Source organism: Thioalkalivibrio nitratireducens DSM 14787 (assembly GCF_000321415.2).
Classification (GTDB): Bacteria; Pseudomonadota; Gammaproteobacteria; order Ectothiorhodospirales; family Ectothiorhodospiraceae; genus Thioalkalivibrio; species Thioalkalivibrio nitratireducens.
The window spans coordinates 1,530,752-1,557,179 of the sequence record NC_019902.2 but is presented as its reverse complement, the minus strand read 5'-3'; the positions used below and the strand labels follow the sequence as shown (position 1 = coordinate 1,557,179).

The window sequence follows — 26,428 nt, the reverse complement described above, 5'->3', positions numbered from 1 at the left end:
GTCGACCACCAGCAGGGATCGCCGCGCACCGTGTGCCCCTGTTCATTCCGCAGCAGGCACCGTGCTAGAGCACCGGAGCCAGGAGGTAGGCAGCCCGGGACGCGACGCGGTGCCAGAGCGGCTGGGAGTCGATATCGGCGCGGGTCATCTCCCGGGAACGCGCGAAGTCGGCGACAAACATTGCCTCCAGTTCGCCCGCGAAATCGCGGTCCATCACCAGCGCGGTGACCTCGAAGTTCAGACGGAACGACCGGTTGTCCAGGTTCACCGTGCCGACCGCGCCGCCGGCGTCATCGACGACGAACGATTTTCCATGCAGGAACCCGGCCTGGTAGCGGTAGACCCGTACACCGGCGTCGAGCAAAGGGCCGATGAACGCGTAGGCGGCGTAATACGTCAGTCGGTTGTCGGGCCGCTCGGGTATCAGGATCCGCACATCGACACCGCTCAGCACGGCCAGCTTCAACATGCCGAGCACACCTTCGTCGGGAACGAAGTACGGGCTCGCGATCCAGATCCGCTCCCGTGCCGCGTGAATCGCCTGCTGCATCATCAGGCTGGCGGTTTCGAAACGGTCGGCCGGTCCGGAGGGCAGGATCAGGACCGGCACCCCATGCCCCGACGGCCGCACCGGCTCCCAGGGCAGGTCCGGGATTTCCTCCTTCGCCCAGTACCAGTCCTCGATGAACACCCACTGCAGCGCCAGCGCCGCCGGTCCCTCGACACGCAGGTGGGTGTCGCGCCAGGGACCGGTGCGCGCATCCCGTCCCAGGTACTCGTCGCCGACGTTGAGCCCGCCGACCCACCCGCGCTCGCCATCGGCGACGACGATCTTGCGGTGGTTGCGGAAGTTCAGCTGGAAACGGTTGCCCCGCCCGCGCGTCGAATGGAACCAATGGACGTGCACGCCCGCGTCGCGCAGCGCCTGCAGATAGGAAGCCGGCAGCCGATAGCTGCCGATCTCGTCGTAGAGGAAGTACACCTCGACCCCGGCCTGCGCCCGCTCGATCAGCCGCCGCTGCAGCTCGTGCCCCACCGAATCCGCCCGCACGATGTAAAACTGCACGAGCAGGTAGCGCTCGGCCGCGTCGATCCCCTCGAAGATGCTGTTGAAGGCCGCCTCGCCATCTACCAGCAGTTCGACGTCGTTGCCACTGAGCATCGGCCACTTCGCCAGCCGTTCGACGCCATGCAGATGCTTGTCCGGCTCGTCCGGATGGAACCGGTGGGCCCGAAGTTCCTCGGTCTTCGGCGCCATGGCCAGCGCCAGTGCCGAATCCACGTCGCGGCGTGCGATCACGTAACCCTGGAACTTGTTGCGGCCGAACACCCAGTACGCGGGCACCGCGAGATACGGCACCGCGTTCAGCGAAACGATCCAGGCGACGGCCCCCTGCGGGGTTCGTGTGGACATCAGCGCATCGATCGACGACGCGAAGCCCAGCAGGTGGGCCAGCAACAGGAACAGCGCCAGCACCCGACCGCGCCGAGGCCGAGCGGCACCAGCCATTTCAGGGCGCCGGCTCATCGGCCCATCCGTTCGTTTCGCTGCGCGTGCACTTGGGGATTCTAGTCCAGGGCACGCCAACGCGGTCTTGCGCAGGCGCGCTTGACCGGCCGGATTCAACTCCGCGCGCGTCGGGCCCGCAGCAGCGGGGCCAGCAGGGCCAGGGCCGCCAGCGTGGCCAGGGCCAGCAGCAGTTGCGGGGTCAACACGTCGCTCAGCGCGAACTCGCCCGCCGCTGCGATGCTGGATACCTGGTGCCCCAGCGTCGCCACCACGAAGGACAGCGGCAGCAAACCGAGGAAAGTCGCGAGGAGGACCCGGTTGAGCGGGATGGGAAAGATCACCGGCACGATGTTCACAGCCCAGGCCGGCACCAGCGGGAACAGCCGGGCGGCGAGAATGAAATGGAACCCGTTCGCGGTCACGCCCGGTGTCACGGAGGCGAGCCGCGCGCCCCAGCGCCGGTGAATCGGTTCCTGGAAGAGCCGGCGCCCCAGGGCCGCGATCATCACCGCGCTGAACGCCGAGCCCAGCGCACTCAACACCGAACCGAGCCCCGGGCCGAACAGGAAGCCGCCGCTGAACATCAGCAGGAAGCCGCCCGGGAACGGCGTCACCTTGCCCACGGTCACCACCAGCACGTAGGTCACCGCAGCGGCGAGCGGCCAGACCTCCACCCAGAGCCGCAGGGCTGCCTGGGAATCGGCCGTCCAACCGAGCAGCCAAGGACCGAACTGTGCGACGGCTCCGGCGCCGGCCAGCAGCGCCAGACCCACCACGGCCAGCCACCACCACCGGACCCTTGAAGCGGGCGCGTGTGGTTGCCCGCCGGAGGGGCGCACCGCGATTCCACCGTTGTCGGACCGCGGGGGCCGGAGGGTCTTGCTACTGGGCATCGGAAATCCGGGTTGGTGTCGGGCTCGAGGTCGGACAAAGGGGTCGCCCGCACGTCGCCCGGCTCGTGTACAGGGAGGCCGTTCCGAGGCAAGGCGCCACCCAGATTATCCCGAAAACTCCACCGGTGCTGAGATTCCTGGTGTTTCCAGGGGCACGGGTGCGGGCGCCCAGACTCTGGCCGATGGATGTTCGAGCGTCCGCTCGGCGAGAGGCCCGTTTCCTGCGACGGAAGGCAATTCCGAGGGTCCCGCGGAGCTTCCGCAATCATCCGATATCGCATGGTGCACCGCCGATGATTACGTCGGGCTGAGCGCGGGGTTACATCTTTGTAATTTACCGGCCAGCCCCTGTTCCGGATGGCAGAATGTCTTGGCCGGAAATCCTCCCCTGCGTTCGGGCCGCGAACATGGTGGCGCCGACTTCGAGAACCGCGGAACGACCGGGGTACCCGCTCGCTCCGCAGCACGTACCGGGGATGAACGTGGCCGCCGGTACTCGCACGAGATCCTGCAGCGAGCAATCCGGTTGCAACGGACGCCGCGCGGAGAGCCCCGTTTGCACCGAGCGATCGGGCGGAGCGTATGCCTGCGGGCCATGCCTTTGACTCTCCTTGCCGAGGGCCAGACGATGAAGACTGAATTCGACTCACCCACCCAAACGCCGGAACCGACTCCGAGTGCGGGCCCTTCCCGGGGTGTTCGAATGCTTGCGCTCGGTGTCGGCGCAGGGTTCCTGCTCCTTGTGGGCGCCCTTTTCGTCGTGCCCTTCCTGATACCCGACCAGACCCGGCTCAACGCGATGGCACCGATCGCGCCGGCACCGGGCCTGGAACAGGGCGGCCATGCGTTCGCCGGAACGGTTGGCTCCTGGGATGTCAGGGGGCAGATCACGATCGATGCCGGGCGCCAGGCCCGGATTGCCATCAACGTGACCGAGGCAGGTAGGGAGCCCGTGCCGGCCGCGCGGCCTCTACAGCTTGCCCTGGACATGCCTGAACACGCGATGCAGGTGCTGCGCCCGACTGCGGCGCAAGCGGGAGCCGGATCTTATCTCGCGCAATCCCGGCTCCCCATGGCCGGCCTTTGGCGCCTGCATGTCGAGTTGCTCGAGGGCACCGGCCTATTCGACTTCAATGTCCCTCAGTAGACAGCTGCCCCCTTGGCCAGCGGGGCCGACGCCGACCGCAGAAGGCCTTGCCGTTTGTCTGATCCCGCACCTGTCCGGCCGCGAACACAAGCGGTGGCGAAAGGCTTCCCTGGGACCGCAGGCGAGGCATCCACGACCACCTACAGTAGCTGTTCACCTGGAGGGATGACATGACGCAGCATCGAAACCCTTTCTGGTTCAGGCGATGGCTCGATTCGAGCGCGACCAGCGTTGCAGTCATTGCCTTCCTGTTGCACTTCGTCTGGGAGTTTCTCCAGGTACCCCTGTTTGCCGACATGCCGGAGATGGCGCACTGGGACGCTGTCCGGTTCTGTGCCCGTGCGGCCTTGGGTGACGCGGTCATCACGCTCGCCGCATTCTGGGTGGTGACCCTGGTATATCGGGACAGACACTGGATCCTCGCACCGGCCAAGGCCGCCATCGCGGGATTCATCGCGGTGGGGGTGGTCATCACGGTTGCACTGGAATGGCATGCCACCGTCCTCGTCGACCGTTGGCAGTACGCGGAACGGATGCCGACGATCCCGCTGTTGGGCACCGGCCTCGCGCCATTGTTGCAGTGGCTGATTCTGCCGCCGCTGGTGGTATGGATCGCGCGCCGCCAGATCCTGGGGCAGAGATACCTGAGTCTTGCGCGGGAAGATCCAGATTAATACCGCCTACCTCGGCAGAAAATGCAGCGGCAGCACAGCCGGTCGCAGCTCCGAGGACAAGATTCCATTCGCAGCCGTGGTAAGGTGGCCAATGCTGCCCGCCGGATTGGGGGGCGTGCGGCCCGCGAAGGCATCTCTGTACAAACCGATCCCTGATGCGCTGGAGATATAGGGGTGAGTCGGGAGCGCAAGGTCATCATCATCGCCGGGCCGAACGGGGCGGGCAAGACCACATTCGCGCGGGAGTTTCTCCCGAACGAGGCGGACTGTCCGATCTTCGTCAATGCCGACCTGATCGCCGCCGGGCTTTCTCCGTTCGAACCGGAGATCGCCGCCATGCAAGCCGGCAGACTGATGCTGCGCGAACTGAACCGGCACTTCGACACCGGACAGAGCTTCGCCTTCGAAACCACACTGTCGGGCAAGGGCTATCTGCGCCACATCCGGCAGTGGCAGACAGCGGGCTACCGGGTCGAACTGATCTTCCTGCGCCTGGCCAGCGCCGACGAGGCGGTCGCACGCGTGGCGCAGCGCGTCAAACAGGGCGGACACGATGTCCCCGAAACCGTGATTCGCCGACGCTTCGATGCTGGACTGGAGAATTTCACCCGCCGCTACTCATCCGCGGTTGACGCCTGGGTGCTGTACGACAACTCCGGCGAGTTGCCGCAACTGCTGGACTGGAGCGAACGATGAACAATTCCAAACCGATCGAGACCGCGACCAACGCTGACCTTCGCAACTCGCACGCGGCCTTGCTACGCGCGGCGCGGCGCGCACGGGAGCTCGCCGCACGAACCGGCACGGCGATCGTCGTGGTGCGCAATGGTGTACTCGAACACATCCATCCCACCCCAGAGGCTCCGGCCGAGAGCAAAATCCAGGATCCCGATGCGCCGCCGTATGGGAAACCGCGATAACCGGAGTCTCGCCCAAGACCTATCGTTCATGAAGGTGGCGCGCACCCTCGGCCTGCGCACGCACGCCGAAGTCGATACGGAGAAGGATCACCGGGAATCGCTTCTCCTGACCCAGTACCTGCGCCTGTGGATCGCGTGTATTCGTGGATTGTTCCAGCCGGTTACCCGTTATCCCGAAAGATCGCGTTTGCGCCGGAGATACTCCTCGCGGTCGATCCGGCCCTTCGCGTACTCCTCGTCGAGGAGTTCGCGCGCGCTCCTGTTTCCGCCGTCACCCCCGCCCCGCCAGCCGCCCCGGAAGGCCGCAACACCCCAGACCAGCAGCAGAATGGGGATCAGCCAGACGAGAATCATCCACAGGCCTCCGCCCCCGAAACCATGCCCGAAACCGTCTCCCATGCATTGCCTCCTCGGAATTCTTCGGGGCTCCACCCCGTGTGTAACGCCTACCGGAGCCGCGCACGCTTCAGCAGCACCGAGTTGCCGATGACCGAGAGCGAACTCGTGACCATCGCGATCACACCGATCATCGGGTGCAGCAACCCGATCGCCGCGATCGGAATGGCTGCAACGTTGTAGAGAAAAGCCCAGAACAGGTTCTGAACGATCTTGCCGAAGGTGGCCCGGGACAGGCGGATGGCCTCCACCACTTTCGTGAGTTCGCCGGAGACCAGAGTCACGTCGGCCGCCTCGATGGCCACGTCGGCGCCGGCACCAATCGCGATGCCCACGTTGGCCTGCTTCAGGGCCGGAGCGTCGTTGATGCCGTCGCCCACCATGGCGACGCGGGGGCCCAACCGGGCCTGCAGCTCGCGGATCTCATCCACCTTGCCGTCCGGCAGCACCCCGGCGAGGACCTCGTCGATCCCCACCTCGTCGGCCACCGCCCGCGCCGCCCGCTCGTTGTCGCCGGTGACCATGGCCACCTTGAGACCCAGCGCGTGCATGGCCGCGACCGCCGCCTTCGAGTCGGGCTTGATCGCATCGGCCACCGCCACGATGCCGACGGCATGCCCGTCCCGGGCCACCAGCACAACGGTGCGACCTCGGGCTTCCAGGCGGGCCAGATCATCGTCCAGCGCGTCCAGGCCCTCAATGCCGGACTCCTCCAGCAGGCGCCGGTTGCCGATCAGAATCCTTTGGCCGTCCACCGCGCCCTGGACACCGCGGGCCGTGACCGATTGGAAGTCCTGCACAGGGGGAATCTCCACGCCACGGGCCCTGGCGCCCTCCACCACGGCGCGGGCCAGGGGATGCTCGGAGGCATTCTCCACGGCGGCGGCGAGCCGCAGCACCGCCGGATCGTCGCCGTCGGCGGCCACCACATCGGTGAGCTCCGGCTCGCCTCGGGTGATGGTGCCGGTCTTGTCGAGCACCACCATGCGGATGTCCTTCAGCGTCTGGATCGCCTCGCCGGAGCGGATCAGCACGCCCCGCTCGGCGCCCATGCCCGAGCCAACCATCAGGGCCGTGGGTGTAGCGAGCCCCAGGGCGCAGGGACAGGCGATGACCAGCACCGCGATCGCGGCGAGGATCGCCAGGATCACCGGGGTGGCGTCCGGGTTGACCCACGGCAGGAAGCCCGCGCCCCAGTCCAGAATCGGGCGCAGCGTTTCGGGGAAAATCATCCAGGCCGCGAGACTGCCCAGCGCGATCACGATCACCACCGGCACGAACCGCGCCGTGATCCGGTCGGCAAATTCCTGGATCGGCACCTTCGACGACTGGGCCTGTTCAACCAGCCGGATGACCTGGGAGAGAAAGGTGTCGGCGCCCACCCGGGTGGCCCGGATCTTCAGGCGGCCCTCCTTGTTGATGGTCGCGCCCAGCACCGGGTCGCCGCGCGACTTGGCAACCGCAATGGACTCCCCGGTCGCGATCGATTCGTCCAGATGACTCTCGCCCTCGACCACTTCGCCGTCGGTGGGGACCTTTTCGCCCGGGCGCACGATCATCACGTCGCCGATGCTCAGCGCCTTCACCGGGACTTCCACTTCATCGCCGTCGCGCTCCACGCGCGCCGTCTTGGCCCCCAGCGTCAACAGCTTCCGGATCGCCTCCGAGGCGCGGCCCTTGGCGCGGTTCTCCAGGTACCGCCCCAGCAGGTGAAAGGTCATGATGGTCGCGGCCATCTCGATGAACGAAGTCATGGGGTAGATGAAGCCCACCAGCCCGATCAGATACGGCGGGAGGCTGCCCATGGAAATGAGCACGTCCATGTTCGCGGTGCGGTTCGTGAGCGAACGCCAGGCGGAAACATGGGTGGCCCAGCCGCCGTAGAGGAACACCACCGGGCAGGCCAGAATCGCGATCACCGCCAGATAGGCAGGTACGGGTGCGACGAACATGTGCACCATCATCAGCACCATGATCAGCGTCGTGGGCACCGCGGCGATCACGAAGCGCCGCCAGGCGCGCGCCCGATAGGTAAACTCCACCTCCGTGTCTTCGGACGGCGCTTCGGCGGAGACCGAGGCCACCTCGTAGCCGGCCCGCTCCACGGCAGCCCTGAGCGCCTCGGGCGTGGGGCCGCCGGCGCTCGGCTGCACGATGACCTGGTGACTGGAGATGTTGGTACGGATCTCACCCACACTGGGGAGGCGCCGCAGGGAATCCTGGACCAGGCCCGCGCAGTGGTCGGAGCCCATCCCGGGCACGACCAGCCGGACTTCTGCGCCGGAGGATGCGGCGCGGCCCGAATCGGAAACCGCGGCGACTTCGTAACCGGCCCGTTCCACCGCCCTGCGCAGCTTGCCACTGTCGACGAGGGCTGGATCAAAGTCGACCTGCACAAGGTGATTGGCGATGTTGGTGCGCACGTCGGCCACGCCCGGCAGACGTCGCAACGAGGCGGAGACGATGCCGGCACAGTGGTCGGAGCCCATGCCGGGCACGGTCAGTTCGACCCATGCCGGGCGTTCGGCCGCCAGAGCCGCATCAGAGGTCATGTTGGCGGGAGTCTTCATCTCGATTCTCGCATCGGCATCCGCGCGGAGGCTCAACGTTGCGGCTGTTGGATGCCCGGATCGGAACTGCCTTTCTCCGGGCGTGATCCTCACCCGACACTTGTGCAGTTTGACAACACTCGGCACGCGCTGCGGCAAGATGACGCAAATGTAATTCCGGCGTCAGGTTCCTGTCGGGCCGCCACGGGCATCATGGCTCATGGCGGGGGCGCACCCGCGCAGGTCAGCCAGCCCCGCAGCCCCTGCTGCGGGGCCATTCGGCCGAGCGTTCTGGCGGCTCCGAAGCGTGCCCTGCAATTGCACTACCTCCGGATCCGCCTTACCGTCCCGACAGGCGCTCCGTAATGATGGTGACTCGATGACACACGCACCCGTTCGCCACCGAAACCGCTTCGGGCCGCTGCTCGGCCTGGCCGGCCTGTGGCTGCTGGGCACAACCGCCACCGCAGAGGACGACCCCGGCGCGCGCATTGCGCACGAAGGCAACGACCGCGGTGCGATCGCCTGCATCCAGTGCCACGGCGAACAGGGCCAGGGGCAGGCACAGCCCCCGTTTCCGCGCCTCGCGGGTCTGCCGGAGGACTACCTGATCGAACAGATGCATGCCTACCGCCAAGGTCAGCGCCGGAACGCGACCATGGCGCCGATCGCCCGGCATCTCGCGGATGACGAGATCGAAGCGGTCAGCCACTACTACGCCGGGATGGAACCTGCCGGCGGCCCGCACCGGGTACCCGCAGGACTGCTGGAGAGGGGGCGCGGGATCGCCCTGGAAGGGTTACCGGACCGCAATATCCAGTCCTGTGCCTCCTGCCACGGGGAACAGGGACGCAAACAAAGCCCCGCCCTGCCGCCCCTGGCGGGCCAGCCGCCGCGCTATCTGATGAACCAGTTGCGGGAGTACGCCGAAGGTTCCCGCCAGACCTCTCTGGCCGGACTGATGCAGGGAATTGCCCAGGCGCTGGAGGAAGAGGAGATGGCCGCAGTCTCCGCCTACTTCGCCTCGCTGCCCGCTCGGGAGGAGTAAGCCCGGCGCCGGGACCATCCGTGTGGCCATTGACCCGTCCCCGCGCTTCGGCGGTTCACTCATACCAAATGAAGAGGAGATCGACATGAGAGACTCTGCTACCGTCCGGTTACTCATCAGCCTTGTCACCGTCCTGCCGCCGTTGCTGTCAGGGAACGTTGTTGGCGCCGCCACCGGCAATCAGGTTACTCATCTCGGGGGACGAGCATAGGTAAACGAGACGGTCACCGGTGCATCGGCACCGGGTCTCGCGATCGTGATCTCGATGTCGTAACGGGCTTCGCCGCGCAGGGTGAAGTAGTGGCCGTAGCTGACGGTGTCGTCGATACGCATGGTTTCGAGCGGGCGGGTAACGCCGGCCAGACCCAGAGGTGCGACCCGCGCCGTGACTTGCGCATCCTTGATCTGGTTTCCGCTGCCGGCATCGAACACGGACACCGTCACATGAAAGGCGTGCCGGCCGCGCGGGATGCCGTCATGCATCACCGCCTCGGGGTCGCCCTCGTGGCGGCCCTGAACCATCGCGGCCGGGAGCACACCCAGGTACACGACAACCCCGTCCGCGACCTGCCGGTATGGGGAATCCGCGGCCGCCGCGTTGCTCGCCAGCAGTACGACCCCGAAGAACAGGGCAATGATTTTGAACATGATAGGCCGATGATTCATGACGTCCTCCTCGGTTCCCCGGGACCAGTTCGCTTGTCCGGGGCTCCTGCATCGCGTTGCGAACTCACGGCCGCGCGCACGACGGTGTCAGAACGACGCGACACGTACCATAGGTGCAGCAGTACCGCCGGGCATGAGCGCATCACGGCGAACAGGCGCAGGGTCCACATCGACCAACCCCACCACCACACCACCAGACCGGCGGTACCGGGCATCAGCACAAGACAGACGGCGCTGTTGACGGTATGCATCGAAGGCATGGCTATCGCCCTGTCGACAGCCTCGGGCGCTTGAACAACATCGAGTTGCCGACCACCGACAGCGAACTGGCGGTCATGACCATCACGCCGTTCATGGGGTGCAGCAGGGCGACGGCGGTGGTGTGAACGGCTGCGCCGTTGTAGAACCAGGCCCAGAACAGGTTCTGCACGATCTTGCGAAACGTCAGCTGCGAGAGCCGGATGGCCTCCGCCACCTTGGTGAGTTCCCCGGACACCAGCGTCCCATCCGCTGCCTCGATGGCCGCGTCGGCTCCGGCGCCTATGGCGATCCCCATGTTGGCCGGTTTCAATGTCCGGACGTCGCTTCCCCCCGACATCGGGGAGACGCCGCAGGGAATCCTGGACCAAGCCCGCGCAGCGGTCGGAGCCCATCCCGGGCACGGTCAATTCGACCCGTGCGGTGCGCTCGGCCGCCTGACCCTCGTCAGAGGTCATGTTGGCGGAAGTCTTCATCTCGATTCTCGCATCGGCATCCACGCGGAGGCTCAAGGTTGCGGCTGTTGGATGTCCGGATCGGACCTGCCTTCTCCGGGCGTGATCCTCACCCAACATTTGTGGAGTTAGACACCATGCAGGGTGCGGTGCGGCAGGATGACGCGAATGTAATCCGGGCGTCAGGTTCCCGTCGGGCCACCGCCGGCATCATGGCCAGTGTCGGAGCCGCACCCGCGCGGCCGACCGGCGTTGTTGCAAGAGTCGCTCAGCGACGTGGACCCTTGAAGGAGTCAATCATGAGAATCTCGACCACCGTGAAGTTGCCGATCGGCCTTCTGGCCATGGTGCTGCTGTCCACTTCCGGGTGGGCCACCACCGACGAACATGACGCTCATCACCCGGAGCAGGATGAAGCGGTCGCGGCCTCCCCCGCTTCCGAGCAACAGTTCCAGGCCATGCAGGAACGGATGGAGCGCATACGCGAGGCGCCCGATCCCAAGGCACGCATGGAGATCATGGAGGAGCAGATGGACGCCATGGAGGCCATGATGGAGGGCATGCAGGCGAAAATGCGGGAGCGCATGCAACAGATGCGCGAAACCGACGATCCCGAGGCACGCATGCAGATGATGGAGGAGCGAATGAAAATGATGGAGCGGATGCACGAGCGCATGCGGGAAGGGCACATGATGGAGGGCATGGGCCACGGCATGTGACCGGGTAAGGTGCAGCGGGGCTCGCTCGAAGGCCCAGCGGAGGCGAACGATGCAGAAGCTCGGTGGCGGCCAGGCCGTACCGGGATATCCGCCGGGGTGGATCCGCACCTGAAACCGGCGGAACCGAACTCCGAGCCCGCGTGCCAGCAGGGAACATTCGGACGTTCAGGGCGTGTCTGAAGTGGAGCGATGCGGCGCGGGGCAGCCAGTCACGCCGCCCGACAGTCCAGCCCCGCTGTGAGACCTGACGACAGCGCTCCATTCCATCGGCCGCCGCGCGACCCGGCCAAAGCGAATGGACGAAGGAGACACCACATGCGCTCACTGATCTCTCTGATGCTCTCCATGGCCTTGCTGAGCCCGGGACCGCTGGTCTGGGCCTCTCCCAGTGCCCAGGAGGCACTGCAGGAGCGCGTGTGGTCGTTGCCCGAGGAGGAGCTGATCATCTTCTCGCCCGAGCAGCCTCGCTTCGAGGTCACGGTGTTTACCGACGTCAACTGCCCCTTCTGCCGAGAACTGCACCGCCACATCGAGGACTTCATGATCTGGGACATCAGGATTCGCTATGCTGCCTTTCCGACGATCGGCAACGCGCTCGAGCAGATGGAGGCGGTGTGGTGCAGCGAGAATCACCATGACGCGATGACGCGAGCCAAGCGTGGAGAAATCGTGGAGGCGCCGGCGTGCGAAAACCCGGTGGCGGATCACCTCGATCTGGCTTTGTCGGCCGGGTTCTTTGGCACGCCCGCGATCGTCACTCCCGCAGGGCAAGTGCTCTATGGCCGCACATCGGCGGCGTCGCTGGTCGAGGTCCTCAAGCGCGAGGCTCGGTGATGACCAATGACGTGGCGGCGCACATGCTCACGTCGTGGATTCCCGTGGGCGTGTTGTCCCGTCCGCTTGATCCCTGTCCTCTCAGGACCGCCACAGACAAGCGTTTCCCCCCGCCCGAGCCTACCCTCGAAGAGCGGTAATGATTTCCAATCGGGGACAGAACCATGAGAGACAAGCGTACACGTACCCCGCAGAACACCGACCGACGCCGATTCCTGCGCACGGGCCTCGCCATGGGCGGCCTGGCGGTCTCGAGCGCCTCGCTCCCCCGTCCTTGCCCAGTCCGCGCGCGATCACGGGGACCACGACATGCACCAAATGCGCGGCATGAGTTCGAACCCGATCGCAGTGAACAGGTACATCGCCGCGACGATGACCAGCACCGAGAGCGGGCCGATCCAGGCCGCTGCGCCGGGTGCCGCCGGACCGCCGGCCCAGTTCACGGTCAGGCCCGCGGCTGCCGGTGCAGACGCCCCCGCGCGCCACAGGGACGCCCCGACGCCGGCGGCGAACACGGCCAGCGCCGATGCCATCACCGCGCCCCCCACCGCGATCACGAGCATCAGCCCCTGCCACAACATGGGCGCCTCACTCTGGTAGGCCACATCGATCACCCGGCGCGGCACGCCGAGGTAACCGGCGACGGCTCCGTCCGCCCCGAACACCAGCAACCCGGCGAAGACCAGCCACGGCATCCAACGCAGCAGTCCCGGGCGCCACAGCGGCCGCTCGCCGAGGGCGGGCAGCATCACCGTCAGGGCGGCCAGCAGGGTCAGGGTCACGGTGCCCACGGTGAAGAAATGGAAATAACCGGGCACGAAGAACGTGTCCGACAGCAATGGCGCCAGCCGCTCCTGGATCAGCACGAAGGCGAACACGATCCCGAGCCCCATGCTGAGCACGCCGACCCCGAGGGCCGACATCGCCGGATGCCGCCAGGGCAGCAGGCGCAGCCATCCGAACAAGCCCCGGCCGCCCTGCCCGCGCGCGTACATCTCCAGCGACGCGATGATGATCAGAAACGCGGTCAGGGTGGGCACGCTCACGAACAGCGACAGCAGCGAGCCGGTCACGCGCACCGCTCCGGGGAGATCGGGCTCCAGGAACATGTGGTAGAGCGAGGTCGGAGGCACGAACACCAGGTACATCGCGAACACGATCTTGGAGAAGCGATGGCCGAACACGGACTTGACCCCGGTCAGCGCCTGCACCAGCACGTACCAGAGGATCACGGTCGCCATCAGCGGCAGGTAATGCATGTTGTGGAACACGATGTGCCAGTTGGTGCCGTGGTTCTCGGGAAACACTCCGAGCCCCAGCGCCCACCGCGTGCCGGGCAGGAAGGTGTACAGCGCCGCGAAGCCGCTCACGATCAGGGAACCGGCCCAGGCGAACAGCGCGAAGCCGACCGCGCTCAAGCGGTCCTGCCGGCCTTCCCAGCGGGGTGTCAGCAAGGTGACGATCGCCGCAGCCGGCAGGACCATCAGGCCCGTGCCGAGCAGCAGGTAACCGAGGTTGAACACCAGCAGTCCCGAGGGTGTCAGTGCTCCCAGGCCGGGTGCGCCGTCGTACAGCAGCGGTACGCCGATGTGCGCCCCCGCCATGCAGGCGCCGAACCCGGCCAGTATCAGCGCGAAGCTCAGCCAGGCCAGCCGCCGACCGATCAGCCCCCGGCCCTGCTCCGCCGCTGCGAAGCCGAGCAGCAGCGCGGCCTGGGCAATGAGCAGCCAGTAGAAGAAGATGCTCACGCCGTGCAGCGTGAGCAGCCGATAGCCGGTGTTCGGCAGCCGGTGTTCGGCAGGATGTCGAGGAGTCCCCCGCGGGCCAGCGCAGTCAGCAGCCCTCCGACGATCCCGATGAGAAGCATCCCCAGCGCCGCGGCGCTCATTGCAACCAGCAGGCGGCGGTCCTGCGCGGGAAGGGCCGCGAAGCGTTCCTTGTACGTGGCGCCCATCTCAGACCACCTCGATCGCGGCGTGCATCACGTCGTGCGCCGGACCGCAATAGACGGTGCAGTAGACCAGGTACCGGCCCGGCCTGTGGAAGGTGATGTCCATTTCCCGGGACGCAGGCGCACCATGCGCCCACCGCGTCCGAACTGAATCGATTACATCGCCCGTCGGCAAACCTTCAGGGCATCACTCCCGCAGCCCCAGGAGCTTCATGTGCTGGTGGCCATCGACATCTCGCACCACGTGCAGTTTCTTGCGCAGATCCGCCATCAGCTCCGTACGGAATCCCGGGCCCACCATTCCGCCGGACCGGCTCTCGCTGCTGTTCGACCGCTTTCACCGCATCAATGCACGCCGGGCCGGCCACGGCGAGGGTGCGGGACTGGGCCTTGCGATCACGCGCTCGATCGCCGAGGCCCACGGCGGTCGCGTGCATGCCGAGTCGGGCGACGGCATCACGATCTTCTCGGTCGACCTTCCGCGCGAAAACCGACCACCATTACCCTCTCAAGACACAAGGACACCACCATGACTACACGTAGCATCGTTCCCACCGCCCTCGGGGCACTGGTCGGCATACTCTGGCTGACCGGCTGCAGCGATCCTGCGACCGATACCGACACGCCGCCGACAGCGGAACCTCGTGCACAGACCGAGCCGCCGCCCACCCCACGCACGGAGTTCCGAATCCCGGCCGAGGGCTTCGAGATCAACATCGCCGAGGGCCAGGAACTGTTCGTCGCCCACTGCGCCGCGTGTCACGGCGCCGAGGCGCTGGGGACCGACCAGGGTCCGCCGCTGATCCATCGGATCTACGAACCCTCCCACCACTCGGATCTCGCGTTCTACCGTGCCATCGCGCTAGGCGTGCACCAGCACCACTGGGAGTTCGGCGACATGCCCCCGGTGCCGGCGGTTTCCGGCGAGGACGCCGCACACATCATCGCCTGGATCCGCCAACAGCAGCGCGCCGCCGGGATCGAATGACGCATCGGCCAGGGGCTGTCCCCCCGCCCTCGTTTTCCCCAATCGCGTCACCGTTCCCGAATCGCTTGACCGCATTCCCCGGGCGGGTTAATTTCTCGCCCCCTTGGGGGCTGGTGGTTCCGATCCCTTTCCCACCGCCACTGCCGCGCCTGAATCACGGTTTCGGTGCACACCGCCACCGCATTGCACCGATCGCGTGCAGCTCAGGCACGACAGCCGGTGTGTTTTCGCCCCAGTGCGCGCCGCGGAAATGGCACGATAGCTGCGTGTTGCATACTCTTGCATCCCCCAGGGAGGCTTTCGGCTGCCCGCTCCGTGGTGCCGGCAGCCGCCTGCGTTCCGAATAACCTGGCAGCCAAGAGGTCCACCGATGAGCATCCGCGCCTTACCCCCTGCGCAGGGCATGTACGACCCTGAACTCGAGCGAGATTCCTGCGGCGTCGGGTTTGTCTGCCACATACGGAACGAGACGAGCCACCGGATCGTCGCGCAGGGGCTCGAGCTGCTCGAGCGCCTGCATCACCGCGGCGCGGTCGGCGCGGACCCGAAGGCCGGCGACGGTGCCGGCATCCTGGTCCAGATCCCGGACGCATTCCTGCGTGCGCAAGTCGGCTTCGAGCTTCCTGCCGTCGGCCACTACGCGGTCGGCATGGTGTTCCTGCCTCAGGAAGAAGAGCCACGGCGGGAGATGGAGGCGATCATCACGCGCCACGTGGAAGAAGGTGGACAGACCGTGCTCGGCTGGCGCGACGTTCCCGTCGACCACAGCGACCTCGGCGAGAGCGTGCTGCCCTCGGAACCCGTCGTGCGCCAGATCTTCATCGGCCGCGGCGCGAACTGCCCGGACCGGGACAGCTTCGAGCGCAAGCTATTCGTGATCCGCAAGCGCATGGACAACGAGATCCGCGCGGCCGGGTTCGACAAGACCGCGTACTACGTCTGCTCGATGTCCTCCCGCACGCTGAACTACAAGGGCATGCTGCTCGCCTACCAGGTCGGCAACTACTATCTCGACCTGCGCGACGAGCGCTTCGTCAGCGCACTCGCGCTGGTGCACCAGCGCTTTTCGACCAACACCTTCCCCACCTGGGATCTGGCCCAGCCGTTCCGGATGGTCTGCCACAATGGCGAGATCAACACCCTGCGCGGCAACCTGAACTGGATGGCGGCGCGCCGGCACACGATGCGCTCGGAAGTGCTCGGCGACGACCTTGCGACCATCTGGCCGCTGATCCCGGAGGGGCAGTCGGACTCTGCCTGCTTCGACAACGCGCTGGAACTGCTGGTGATGGGCGGCTACTCGCTCGCCCACGCAATGATGATCCTGATTCCCGAGGCCTGGGCCGACAACCCGCTGATGGACGAGAAGCGCCGCGCGTTCTACGAATACCACATGGCGCTGATGGAACCCTGGGACGGACCGGCGGCCATGGCCTTTACCGACGGCCGCCAGATCGGCGCGACGCTTGACCGCAACGGCTTGCGCCCGGCGCGCTACCTGGTCACCAGCGACGACATGGTGATCATGGCCTCGGAGATGGGTGTGCTCGACATCCCCGAGGAGCGCATCGTCAAGAAGTGGCGCCTGCAGCCCGGCAAAATGCTGCTGATCGACCTCGAACAGGCGCGGATCATCAGCGATGACGAGGTCAAGACCGATCTCGCCAAGGCGAAGCCCTACGGCGAGTGGCTGAAGAAAACCCAGATCCGCCTGGAAGAGCTGCCGACCAACGTTGGGCCAATGGCCCCGGACGATGCCACCCTGCTCGACCTGCAGCAGGCCTTCGGCTACACGCAGGAGGACCTGAAGTTCCTGCTGACACCGATGGCGGTGACCGGCCAGGAGGCCGTCGGCTCGATGGGCGCGGACAATCCGGTGTCGGTACTGTCCGGCCGCCCGAAGCACCTATCCAGCTACTTCAAGCAGAATTTCGCACAGGTCACCAATCCGCCGATCGACCCGATCCGCGAGGAACTGGTGATGTCGCTGGTCTGCATCATCGGTCCGCGCCCGAATCTGCTCGGCATCAACGAGGCGGGCAAACACTGGCGGCTGGAGACGCCACAACCGGTACTCACGAATCAGGACCTCGAGCGCATCCGCAACATCGAGTACAACTCGGCCGGCGCGTTCCGCACCCGGACGCTCGACACGGTATACCCGAGCGAAGAAGGGGTCGAGGGCATGCCGGCCGCGCTCGACCGCCTCTGCGCGGACGCGGAACGAGCCGTGCTCGATGGCTACAACATCCTGATCCTGTCCGACCGCAACACCAACCGCGATCACATCCCGATCCCGATGCTGCTCGCGACGTCGGCGGTGCACCACCACCTGATCCGCCAGGGCCTGCGAACCAGCTCGGGAATCGTCGTCGAGACCGGTGCCGCGCTGGAAGTGCACCACTACGCGACACTGTCGGGCTACGGCGCGGAGGCGATCAACCCCTACCTCGCCTTCGACACGATCCAGTCGATGCTGCCGCGGCTGCCAGAGCGGCTGAGCTTCGAGGAAGCGCAGAAGCGCTACATCAAGGCGGTCGGCAAGGGCATGCTGAAGGTGATGTCGAAGATGGGCATCTCGACATTGGAGTCGTACTGCGGAGCGCAGATCTTCGACGCGGTGGGCCTGAACGGTGCATTCCTGAAGCAGTATTTCACCGGCACCCAGAGCCGGGTCGAGGGTGTCGGCCTGCACGAGGTCGCGCAAGAGACGGTACGCTGGCACGGTATCGCCTACGGCGGCGGGCATATCTACCAGCGCCAGCTCGACGTCGGCGGCGACTACGCGTACCGCCTGCGCGGCGAGGATCACGCCTGGACGCCGGAGACGATCTCCACGCTGCAGCATGCAACGCGCGCGAACGACGCGAAGACCTTCGCGGAGTACTCGCGCCTGATGAATGAACAGAACGAGCGCCTGCTGACCTTCCGCGGCCTGCTCGACTTCCGCTTCGCCGAGAACCCCATCCCGGTCGACGAGGTCGAGCCGGCCTCCGAGATCGTGAAGCGCTTTGCGACCGGCGCGATGTCGTTCGGGTCGATTTCCTACGAAGCGCACTCGACACTCGCGAAGGCGATGAATGCGATCGGCGGCAAGTCCAACACCGGCGAGGGTGGCGAAGAGGCCGAGCGTTTCCTGCCGCTGTCCGACGGATCCGGAAACCCGGAACGGTCCGCAATCAAGCAGGTCGCTTCGGGCCGTTTCGGCGTGACCACCGAGTACCTGGTCAACGCCGACGACATCCAGATCAAGATCGCGCAGGGCGCCAAGCCCGGCGAAGGCGGCCAGCTTCCGGGTCACAAGGTCAACGCGCAGATCGCACGGGTGCGCCACTCGACGCCAGGCGTGGGCCTGATCTCGCCGCCCCCGCACCACGACATCTATTCGATCGAGGATCTCGCGCAGCTGATCCACGACCTGAAGAACGCGAACCCGCGCGCGCGGATCTCGGTGAAACTCGTCTCCGAGATCGGCGTCGGCACGGTCGCGGCCGGAGTCGCGAAGGCGCATGCGGACCACGTGACCATCTCCGGCTACGAAGGCGGCACCGGCGCCAGTCCGCTGACCTCGATCAAGCACGCCGGCAGCCCCTGGGAGATCGGCCTTGCCGAAACCCACCAGACGCTGGTGCTGAACCGTCTGCGCGGGCGCATCGCGGTGCAGGTCGACGGCGGCATGCGTACCGGCCGCGACGTGGTGATCGGCGCGCTGCTCGGTGCCGACGAGTTCGGTTTCGCGACCGCGCCGCTGATCGTCGAGGGCTGCATCATGATGCGCAAATGCCATCTGAACACCTGCCCGGTCGGCGTCGCGACGCAGGATCCGGAACTGCGCAAGCGCTTCACCGGCAAGCCCGAGCATGTGATCAACTATTTCTTCTTCGTGGCCGAGGAAGTGCGGCAGCTGATGGCGCGGCTGGGTTTCCGCACGGTGAACGAGATGATCGGTCAGTCCGACCGCCTGGAAATGCACCGGGCGATCGACCACTGGAAGGCCCATGGCATCGACCTCTCGCGGCTGCTCGCAAAGCCGGACGTGGGTCCGGAGGTTGCGCGCTACAACTCCGAGGTCCAGGACCACGGCCTGGACCAGGCACTTGACCACGAACTGATCCGCCAGGCGCAACCGGCGCTGGAACGCGGCGAACCCGTGATGATCGAGACCGTGATCAGGAACTACAACCGCACCGTCGGGACCATGCTCTCGGGCCGCATCGCCGAGCGCTACGGGCACAACGGATTGCCGGACGACACCATCCACATCCGCGCCAGCGGCACCGGCGGCCAGTCGCTCGGTGCCTGGCTCGCGAAGGGCGTGACCATCGAACTCGAGGGCGAGGGCAACGACTATGTCGGCAAGGGTCTATCGGGCGGGCGCCTGATCCTCTACCCGCCGAAGAACTCGGGCATCGCCCGAGCCGAGGACAACATCATCGTCGGCAACACCGTGCTGTACGGCGCGATCAGCGGCGAATGCTTCTTCCGCGGAGTGGCCGGCGAACGCTTCTGCGTGCGCAACTCCGGGGCGATCGCGGTGGCCGAGGGTGTCGGCGACCACGGTTGCGAGTACATGACCGGCGGCATCATGGTCTGCCTGGGCCCGACCGGCCGGAACTTCGCCGCGGGCATGTCCGGCGGGATCGCCTACGTGCTCGACGAGGAAGGCGGCTTTGAACAGCGGTGCAACCTGGCCATGGTCGAGCTGCAACCGATCGCCGCCGAGGACGATGCGCTCGAGGCCCTGGACCACCAGGGCGGCGACATGGAGGCGCATGGACTGGTCGACATCCGCCGCGACATGACCCGGCACGACCGCGCGCGCCTGCGCCTGCTGATCGAGCGGCACCTGCACTACACCGGTTCCGAGGTCGCGCAGCGCATCCTGGCGGACTGGGATCGCTACGCGAACCAATTCGTGAAGGTGATGCCGGTGGACTACCGAAAGGCACTGGAGAAGATGCAGGCGCAGCAGAGCCGCCCCCCCGTCACCGAACCGCCGCTGGTCGCCAGCCAGGTTCTGAAGGAGACCGTCGCCCATGGGTAAGCCGACCGGATTCATGGAGTACGCGCGCCGCGACCGGCGCTACGAGCCCGCCGCGGACCGGGTCGTCCATTACCGCGAATTCGTGATCCCGCTGTCCGATGCCGAGGTCTCGGAACAGGGCGCACGCTGCATGGACTGCGGCATCCCCTACTGCCACCAGGGCTGCCCGGTCGACAACCTGATCCCGGACTGGAACGACCTCGTCTACCACGGCGATTGGCGCCAGGCGATCGACACCCTGCACTCGACCAACAATTTCCCCGAGTTTACCGGGCGCATCTGCCCGGCGCCGTGCGAAGCGTCGTGCACGCTGAACATCGACGACGTGCCCGTGACGATCAAGACCATCGAATGCACGATCGTCGACAAGGCCTGGGCCGAAGGCTGGATCAAGCCGCAGGTCGCACAGCGCCGCACCGGCCGGCGCGTGGCAATCGTCGGCTCCGGGCCGGCCGGGCTGGCCTGCGCTCAGCAGATCGCGCGCGCCGGTCACCAGGTCGCGATTTTCGAAAAAGCCGACCGCATCGGCGGCCTGCTCCGCTACGGCATCCCCGACTTCAAGCTCAGCAAGAAGCTGATCGACCGGCGCATGGCGCAGATGCGTACCGAGGGCGTCGAATTCCACACCAATTCCCATATCGGTGTCGACATCCCGATCGCGCGGTTGCGCGAGGAATACGACGCGGTGGTGCTGGCCGGGGGCGCCGAGCAGCCACGCGATCTACCGGTGCCCGGGCGCGAACTGAACGGCATCCACTTCGCGATGGACTTTCTGACCCGCAATAGCCGGCGCGTACAGGGCGTGTTCGTCCCCGACGAGGAGTTCATCAGCGCCCAGGGCAAACACGTGATCGTGATTGGCGGCGGCGACACCGGCTCCGACTGCATCGGCACCTCGAACCGCCATGGCGCGCGTTCGGTCACCCAGATCGAGATCCTCGACAAGCCCCCGGCGCAGGAGGACAAGGGCCTGACCTGGCCCGACTGGCCCAACCGCCTGCGCACCTCCAGCTCCCAGGAAGAAGGCTGCGAGCGCATGTGGAACGTCGCGACCAAGGGCTTCGTCGACGATGGCAACGGCAACCTGCGCGCATTGCGTTATGTGCTGGTGCGCTGGGACCGGGACGCCGACGGGCGCTGGCAGATGTCCGAGGTTCCAGGCAGCGAGGGCGAACTCCGGGCCGACCTGGTGTTGCTCGCGATGGGCTTCGTGCACCCGGTGCACGAAGGCATGCTCGACGAGCTGAAGAGTTCCTCCGGGCTCGAACTCGACGCGCGCGGCAACGTGCAGGGTGCGACCGAGGGACCGAAGGCGTACTCCACCAACGTGGACGGCCTGTTCGCCGCCGGCGACATGCGCCGCGGCCAGTCGCTGGTGGTCTGGGCAATCCGCGAAGGCCGCCAGTGCGCCCGCGCGGTCGACGAATGGCTGATGGGGGGGTCCGACCTGCCCCGCTGACGTCTCGCTGCGCTCCGTGGCGGTGGGGGGGCATTCCGATGCTTGCCCCGCCCCGCGACAGCGACGACGCGCGCGCCTGATCCGCAGGCGCGTGCCTCCCCGCTTCAGCGCCCAGTCTCTGCCACCCGATGAGGCCCCGCACCGCCGTGTCCGAAACCCTGCTTTTCTCGATCGTCGAATCGCCCGGTCACCCCGATCTCGGCGATGTCTACCAGCGCCGCGGAATCCGCGAAGTCCGTCTGCGGTCGATACGCAAGGCCATCCAGGCACTGCAGTACCAATGCCCCGATTACGTCGTGGCCGAGTTTTTCTACGGATACGGCAACAACTACGCCGGCGCGAACCTGGGCAACCTCGACGTCTTCCTGGCCAGCCTGCAGAAATACGCCCCCGATGCGCGCGTGATCGTGATGGTCGAGCGCCAGGAACGCCAGCATGCGGACCGACTGGCCGAGCGCTACCCGCTGCACGCCGTGCTGGTGCAACCTGTAAGTGCCGCGGACATCGCCGGCTGCCTGCCTGGTGCGGATTGACCCGGACCGGAACCGTTCCCCCTGCCCCACCAACCGCCGTATCCGCCCGTGCCTGGGGGGCGACGCGTCGCCCAGCAGAGGCCGGCGCGGGAGGGTCAGCCCCCGTCCCGAGACCCTCGGCGGGACCACTCGGCGGCCGTGACCACCCGGTTGCGTCCACCCTCCTTGCCCTCGTAGAGCATCGCGTCGGCACGGGCAAGCAAGGTGTCGACGACGTCGTCGTCGGATACCAGCTCGGCCACACCGAACGTACCCGTAATGCCGACTCCTGCGATCGGCTCGTCTGCGATCGCGATTCGGCAGCGCTCCGCGAGCATCGCTGCCTCCCGGGCACCGGTCTCCGGTGCCACGATCAGAAACTCCTCACCGCCCCAACGCGCCAGAAGGTCCGACTCGCGCAGCAATCCGTTCAGACGCCGGCCGAGGCCCTCGAGCACGTGGTCTCCGGTCGCGTGTCCGTGCGTATCGTTGACACTCTTGAAACGATCGAGATCGAACAGGATCAATGACAACGGCCGCCCGTGGCGTTGCGCTTCCAGCAGGCGCCTGTGCAGGACACGCTCCGCTGCCCGGCGGTTCGGCAACCCGGTGAGCGCATCGGTATTGGCCCACTGGTCGAGCACCTCCGCCCGAATCAGGATTCGGCGATGACGGTCGCGCATCACCGTTGCCGCACTCGCGAGCGCGACGAGCACGACCAGAAACAGGTGCACGCGCAGGAGATATCCGAGCACCTCCGCTGGAACCCTGCCGTCGACAAGATCCCGCGCGATCCCGGAAAACGCGATCAGTACCGCCACTGCCAGCACCACCAGCGCCCAGGCAAGGCCCCGAAAGCGGTCGAACAACACGAAACAGCCGACGAGCAGAGCGGCCACGGCCCAGTAATGGCCAGCCGCCAGTGGCATGATCTGATCGGCCAGCGGCCCGGCCAGGTGGAAATGCCAGAAGAGCCGTGCCAGTACCAGGGCCGCGATGATCACGAACATCGCCGACTCCACTTTCTCCAGCGGTCCCGCCCGGGTGCCGGAGAGAACCCCGAGGCCGGCGAGTACCATCGCCAGCGGTGGATAGGCATAGGCAATGAACATGTCGCCCGGCGCTCGCAGGAACCAGCTCAGCAACAGGATCAGCGCGCCCACGATCAGCGCCACACGGTAGACACGCCGCTTCACCGCGCGAAATCGCCGCTCCTCCTGCTCGACGCTAGATATGCCTTCGCGCTTCATCGGTTACCGCATGCAACCCGGGATCCGTTCGGCCAGGCAGCACCAAGGGCGGGCTTCAGCCGCCCGCGGATTCCCCTGCCGTGTGCCCGTCCCCGAGGCAGGGCATCGCGGCACGCGCGATCAGCTCCGGACCGGCGTCCCGGTCCCGTGCCTCCTCGGTCAGGATACGCCGCCATTGCCGGGCGCCCGGCGCCCCGTGGAACAGACCCAACACGTGACGGGTCAGGCGCGCCAGCGGGAATCCCCGACCACGCATCTCCTCGGCCAATGCCACCAGGCCATCGACCACCTCGACGATCGTAGGGTCGCGACTGTCCCCATAATAGAGCCGGTCGACGCAGGCGAGTTCGAACGGCCGGTGGTAGGCGGCACGACCGACCATCACCCCGTCCACGTGCGCGAGATGCGGCAGGCCCTGTTCGGGTCCGTCGATCCCGCCGTTCACCACGATCTCCAGCATCGGAAACTCTTGCTTCAGGCGGTACACGCGCGGGTAGTCGAGCGGAGGCACCTCCCGATTCTCGGCCGGACTCAGGCCCTGCAGCCAGGCCTTGCGCGCATGGACGACGAAGCTGTGGCAGCCGGCGTCCTCGACCTCGCGGACGAAGCGGTGCAGATCGGCCTCCGAGTCCTGGTCATCGATCCCGATCCGGTGCTTGACCGTGACCGGCACCGGAACCGCGCGTGCCATCGCCCCCACGCAGGCCGCCACCGTTTTCGGCGTCGCCATCAGGCACGCGCCGAAGGCCCCGGACTGGACCCGGTCGGAGGGACAGCCCACGTTCAGGTTGATCTCGTCGTAGCCCAGGTCGGCACAAATCCGCGCCGCTTCCGCCAGCACTGCAGGGTCGGATCCGCCCAACTGCACCGCCAGCGGCCGTTCCGCAGGATCGAAACCGAGCAGATGCTCGCGATCGCCGTGAACGACCGCATTCGCATGCAGCATCTCGGTGTACAGCAACGCCCGCCGGGTGAGCAGCCGATGAAAGCGCCGACACCAGCGGTCGGTCCAGTCCATCATCGGCGCCACGCAGAAGCGATGGGAAGGCCTCGAGCCGCGCGTTGCCTGGTTCATGCGGGGGGTCAGTCCACCACGGTGAAGCCCAGGTTGTGCCAGGCCTGCATTCCGCCGCGATACCATTTCAGCCGTTCGGGCGGGTAGCCGAGATCCAGCAGCGCCCGGATGTTCGACGGGGTCTGGCCACACCACGGCCCGTTGCAGTAGAGCACCAGCGTTCTGGCATCGGAGAAGTCCCAGCCATCTGCGCTGCGCCGTACGCCGAACTCCTCCATGCGCACCTCGACGACGAAATCGACCGCACCCGCGGTACCGACCAGGTCGTTCCACGGGACGTTCACGGCACCGGGAATGGCGCCGGCCGCAAACTCGTCGGCGGTGCGGGAATCGATGACCAGCACATCCGGATCGCGTCCGACGCGTTCCAGATACGCGATGAACTCGAGCTCACCCAGGGTTTCGACCCCAGGCGCAAGCTGCATCGGTTGTATGCACAACGGCGGGCAGGGTCGCGAAGTCAGCGCATATTCGGGATCGACGGTGTTGCCGGTATTCTGGTTGCGCTGCACCCAGACCGTCTCACCCTGGTGCTGGACCGCAAAGAAGTCCAGTTCCGGGGTGATCCCCACCTCCAGGGTATCGAAGTCGTCCGCGCTCGCCGCGGCGGTCGTCAGTGCGGCCAGTGCGATCAGGGTCGCCAGACCGGGTTTTCGCTGCTGTATCATCGTCGGACCTCCCAAGCCAGGGTACCGCAGGCATCCTTGGCATGGCGAACCCCGGCGAAAAGGAAGGCGCCCCGGACGGATCCGGGGCGCCAGACAGGTATCGTCGGGCGAGGCCTCAGCCCCAGATGTCGCCCACGATGCCGGTGTACCAGCCCTTGGTGTAGATGGCTTCCATCCTCCGAATCGGTGCCGGTGCGTGCGCGGGACTGACGCCCCCTGCCCCTTCGACCGAGACGATGTCCCCGTCCTGGTAAGCGTAGACGCCCGCCACGCTGATCGCATGATCGGGCGTGATCAGGCTATAGCAGGTGTTCGCGGTCGACGCCGTCTCGGGCTCGAGCCCGGCAAGGTCACGGATCACCGCAACGGCGGCGACCTTGCCCTGGTTGTTGGCCGAATGCCCCGATTTGGGCATCGCCCCGGCCACGCAGGAATCGCCGATCACGTAGATGCCGGCATGAATGGTCGACTCGAAGGTCTTGCCATCGACCGGGCACCACAAGCCGTCGCCGGTCAGGCCCGAACGCTGTGCAATCACGCCTGCCTGCTGGGGCGGGATGTAGTTCAGCACGTCGGCCTTGAACTCGCCGAATCCGCCGTCGGAGTACGCGGTCAGGGTGGCCACGTCGATTTCCTCGACCTGGCCACCCTCGGAGCTTGGCAGCCACTCGATCATGTCGCCGTAGTGCTCGTCCCAGCCGGCCATGAACAGCCCCTGCTTGGAGAAGTTCTCCTTGTTGTCGAGGATGAGGATCTTCGAGCGCGGCTTCGCCTGCTTGAAATAGTGTGCGGCCATCGACGCCCGCTCGTACGGCCCCGGCGGGCAGCGGAACGGGTTGCCGGGCGCCACGATCACGAACACGCCGCCGTCGGGCATCGCCTCGAGCTGACGGCGCAGCAGCACCGTCTGCTCGCCGGCCTTCCAGGCATGTGGAACCCGCTCCGCATCGGCCTCGGTAATGCCCGGCACCGCGCCGTATCGGAAGTCGATTCCCGGCGACATGATCAGGCGGTCGTAGTTCATCGTCGCGCCGCCCGCGGTCGTCACGGTCCGGCGCTCGGGGTCGACTTCGGTCACCGTGTCCTGCACCACGTTCACGCCGTGGCGCTCCTTCAGCGCGCCGTAGGTCTGCTCGATGTCGTCCATCGTGGCATGGCCGCCGAGCACCCAGTTGCTGCCATAGCAGGTGTGATAGGTGGCTTTCGGTTCGATCAGCGTCACCTGCATTTCGGGCGCGAAACGTTTTACGTACTTGGCTGCGGTGGCGCCGCCCGAACCGCCACCCACGACCACGACATGTGCCTTTTCCGACGAGCGGGCGGCGGCCGTCCACCCGGCCGCCAGTGTCATGCCGCCGATGCCGGCGGCCTTCAAGAAACTGCGACGAGTCAGATCCGTCATGTTGTCACCT

General features: G+C 66.6%; 23 protein-coding genes and 1 pseudogene. 12 read left to right on the top strand and 12 right to left on the bottom strand.

Features of this window, described 5'->3' with window-relative positions:
* Positions 1-64 precede the first annotated feature (64 nt).
* Both cls and TVNIR_RS07360 read right to left on the bottom strand, forming a co-directional pair.
* Positions 65-1,528, bottom strand: coding sequence for a cardiolipin synthase (cls, locus tag TVNIR_RS07365; protein WP_015258365.1), 1,464 nt, complete (start codon positions 1,526-1,528; stop codon positions 65-67).
* Positions 1,529-1,623: 95 nt separating this feature from the next.
* Positions 1,624-2,403, bottom strand: a complete 780-nt coding sequence (locus tag TVNIR_RS07360) for a TVP38/TMEM64 family protein (RefSeq protein WP_083499399.1) — start codon at positions 2,401-2,403, stop codon at positions 1,624-1,626.
* Between the two features lie 703 nt (positions 2,404-3,106).
* Between TVNIR_RS07360 and TVNIR_RS07355 the strand changes: the two genes are divergently transcribed.
* The 4 genes from TVNIR_RS07355 (at position 3,107) to TVNIR_RS07340 (ending at position 5,144) form a co-directional block, all read left to right on the top strand.
* Positions 3,107-3,550 (top strand): FixH family protein, encoded by a 444-nt coding sequence (locus TVNIR_RS07355; protein WP_058933128.1) that lies wholly within the window; start codon positions 3,107-3,109, stop codon positions 3,548-3,550.
* Between the two features lie 170 nt (positions 3,551-3,720).
* The gene (locus tag TVNIR_RS07350) at positions 3,721-4,224 is read left to right on the top strand and encodes a hypothetical protein (RefSeq protein ID WP_015258362.1); all 504 of its coding nucleotides are present in this window, start codon (positions 3,721-3,723) and stop codon (positions 4,222-4,224) included.
* A 174-nt stretch (positions 4,225-4,398) separates the two neighbouring features.
* Positions 4,399-4,920 (top strand): zeta toxin family protein, encoded by a 522-nt coding sequence (locus TVNIR_RS07345; RefSeq protein WP_006747484.1) that lies wholly within the window; start codon positions 4,399-4,401, stop codon positions 4,918-4,920.
* Positions 4,917-5,144: a hypothetical protein gene (locus TVNIR_RS07340; RefSeq protein WP_015258361.1), complete on the top strand. Its 228-nt coding sequence runs from the start codon at positions 4,917-4,919 to the stop codon at positions 5,142-5,144. Before TVNIR_RS07345 ends, TVNIR_RS07340 begins: the two co-directional genes overlap by 4 nt.
* A gap of 168 nt (positions 5,145-5,312) precedes the next feature.
* On the opposite strand, the gene TVNIR_RS07335 is transcribed toward TVNIR_RS07340, so the two are convergent.
* Positions 5,313-5,543: an SHOCT domain-containing protein gene (locus TVNIR_RS07335; protein WP_006747482.1), complete on the bottom strand. Its 231-nt coding sequence runs from the start codon at positions 5,541-5,543 to the stop codon at positions 5,313-5,315.
* Between the two features lie 47 nt (positions 5,544-5,590).
* Complete coding sequence (locus TVNIR_RS07330; RefSeq protein ID WP_015258360.1) at positions 5,591-8,110, bottom strand: heavy metal translocating P-type ATPase; 2,520 nt, start codon at positions 8,108-8,110, stop codon at positions 5,591-5,593.
* A gap of 358 nt (positions 8,111-8,468) precedes the next feature.
* Here TVNIR_RS07330 and TVNIR_RS07325 point away from each other — a divergent pair, with 358 nt between their 5' ends.
* A complete protein-coding gene (locus tag TVNIR_RS07325) occupies positions 8,469-9,137 on the top strand; it encodes a c-type cytochrome (protein ID WP_015258358.1) in 669 nt (222 codons plus the stop codon).
* A gap of 189 nt (positions 9,138-9,326) precedes the next feature.
* On the opposite strand, the gene TVNIR_RS07320 is transcribed toward TVNIR_RS07325, so the two are convergent.
* Positions 9,327-9,803 carry a hypothetical protein gene (locus TVNIR_RS07320; protein WP_043739491.1) on the bottom strand — a complete coding sequence of 159 codons (477 nt, stop codon included), beginning with the start codon at positions 9,801-9,803 and terminating at the stop codon, positions 9,327-9,329.
* Between the two features lie 262 nt (positions 9,804-10,065).
* Positions 10,066-10,395: pseudogene (locus TVNIR_RS07315) on the bottom strand (heavy metal translocating P-type ATPase); the annotation flags it as partial.
* Between the two features lie 420 nt (positions 10,396-10,815).
* Here TVNIR_RS07315 and TVNIR_RS07310 point away from each other — a divergent pair.
* Both TVNIR_RS07310 and TVNIR_RS07305 read left to right on the top strand, forming a co-directional pair.
* Positions 10,816-11,235 (top strand): hypothetical protein, encoded by a 420-nt coding sequence (locus TVNIR_RS07310; RefSeq protein ID WP_015258356.1) that lies wholly within the window; start codon positions 10,816-10,818, stop codon positions 11,233-11,235.
* 315 nt (positions 11,236-11,550) lie between these two features.
* On the top strand, positions 11,551-12,069 hold the full coding sequence (locus tag TVNIR_RS07305) for a DsbC family protein (protein ID WP_015258355.1): 519 nt from the start codon (positions 11,551-11,553) through the stop codon (positions 12,067-12,069).
* A gap of 293 nt (positions 12,070-12,362) precedes the next feature.
* Here TVNIR_RS07305 and TVNIR_RS07300 read toward each other — a convergent pair whose 3' ends face one another.
* Together TVNIR_RS07300 and TVNIR_RS07295 are read right to left on the bottom strand one after the other, a co-directional pair.
* Positions 12,363-13,817 (bottom strand): cbb3-type cytochrome c oxidase subunit I, encoded by a 1,455-nt coding sequence (locus tag TVNIR_RS07300; RefSeq protein WP_015258354.1) that lies wholly within the window; start codon positions 13,815-13,817, stop codon positions 12,363-12,365.
* Positions 13,814-14,023 carry a hypothetical protein gene (locus TVNIR_RS07295; RefSeq protein ID WP_015258352.1) on the bottom strand — a complete coding sequence of 70 codons (210 nt, stop codon included), beginning with the start codon at positions 14,021-14,023 and terminating at the stop codon, positions 13,814-13,816. Before TVNIR_RS07295 ends, TVNIR_RS07300 begins: the two co-directional genes overlap by 4 nt.
* Before the next feature lie 251 nt (positions 14,024-14,274).
* On the opposite strand from TVNIR_RS07295, the gene TVNIR_RS19725 reads away from it, so the two are divergent.
* The 5 genes from TVNIR_RS19725 to TVNIR_RS07275 all read left to right on the top strand — a co-directional run bounded on the left by TVNIR_RS19725 (position 14,275) and on the right by TVNIR_RS07275 (position 22,044).
* The gene (locus tag TVNIR_RS19725; protein WP_269465091.1) at positions 14,275-14,553 is read left to right on the top strand and encodes an ATP-binding protein; all 279 of its coding nucleotides are present in this window, start codon (positions 14,275-14,277) and stop codon (positions 14,551-14,553) included.
* On the top strand, positions 14,550-15,008 hold the full coding sequence (locus TVNIR_RS07290; protein ID WP_015258350.1) for a c-type cytochrome: 459 nt from the start codon (positions 14,550-14,552) through the stop codon (positions 15,006-15,008). The genes TVNIR_RS19725 and TVNIR_RS07290 overlap by 4 nt, the downstream gene beginning before the upstream one ends.
* A gap of 370 nt (positions 15,009-15,378) precedes the next feature.
* On the top strand, positions 15,379-20,052 hold the full coding sequence (gltB, locus tag TVNIR_RS07285) for a glutamate synthase large subunit (protein ID WP_043739487.1): 4,674 nt from the start codon (positions 15,379-15,381) through the stop codon (positions 20,050-20,052).
* Entirely contained in the window at positions 20,045-21,511 is a 1,467-nt protein-coding gene (locus TVNIR_RS07280) for a glutamate synthase subunit beta (RefSeq protein WP_015258348.1), read from the top strand. The genes gltB and TVNIR_RS07280 overlap by 8 nt, the downstream gene beginning before the upstream one ends.
* Before the next feature lie 146 nt (positions 21,512-21,657).
* Positions 21,658-22,044, top strand: a complete 387-nt coding sequence (locus TVNIR_RS07275) for a hypothetical protein (protein WP_015258347.1) — start codon at positions 21,658-21,660, stop codon at positions 22,042-22,044.
* Between the two features lie 95 nt (positions 22,045-22,139).
* On the opposite strand, the gene TVNIR_RS07270 is transcribed toward TVNIR_RS07275, so the two are convergent.
* From TVNIR_RS07270 to TVNIR_RS07255, 4 genes are all read right to left on the bottom strand, one after another.
* On the bottom strand, positions 22,140-23,273 hold the full coding sequence (locus tag TVNIR_RS07270; RefSeq protein WP_043739486.1) for a GGDEF domain-containing protein: 1,134 nt from the start codon (positions 23,271-23,273) through the stop codon (positions 22,140-22,142).
* A 55-nt stretch (positions 23,274-23,328) separates the two neighbouring features.
* Positions 23,329-24,348, bottom strand: a complete 1,020-nt coding sequence (gene dusA / locus TVNIR_RS07265) for a tRNA dihydrouridine(20/20a) synthase DusA (protein WP_083499395.1) — start codon at positions 24,346-24,348, stop codon at positions 23,329-23,331.
* An 8-nt stretch (positions 24,349-24,356) separates the two neighbouring features.
* Positions 24,357-25,016: a rhodanese-like domain-containing protein gene (locus TVNIR_RS07260; protein ID WP_015258344.1), complete on the bottom strand. Its 660-nt coding sequence runs from the start codon at positions 25,014-25,016 to the stop codon at positions 24,357-24,359.
* 115 nt (positions 25,017-25,131) lie between these two features.
* Positions 25,132-26,418 (bottom strand): NAD(P)/FAD-dependent oxidoreductase, encoded by a 1,287-nt coding sequence (locus tag TVNIR_RS07255; RefSeq protein ID WP_015258343.1) that lies wholly within the window; start codon positions 26,416-26,418, stop codon positions 25,132-25,134.
* Positions 26,419-26,428 lie beyond the last annotated feature (10 nt).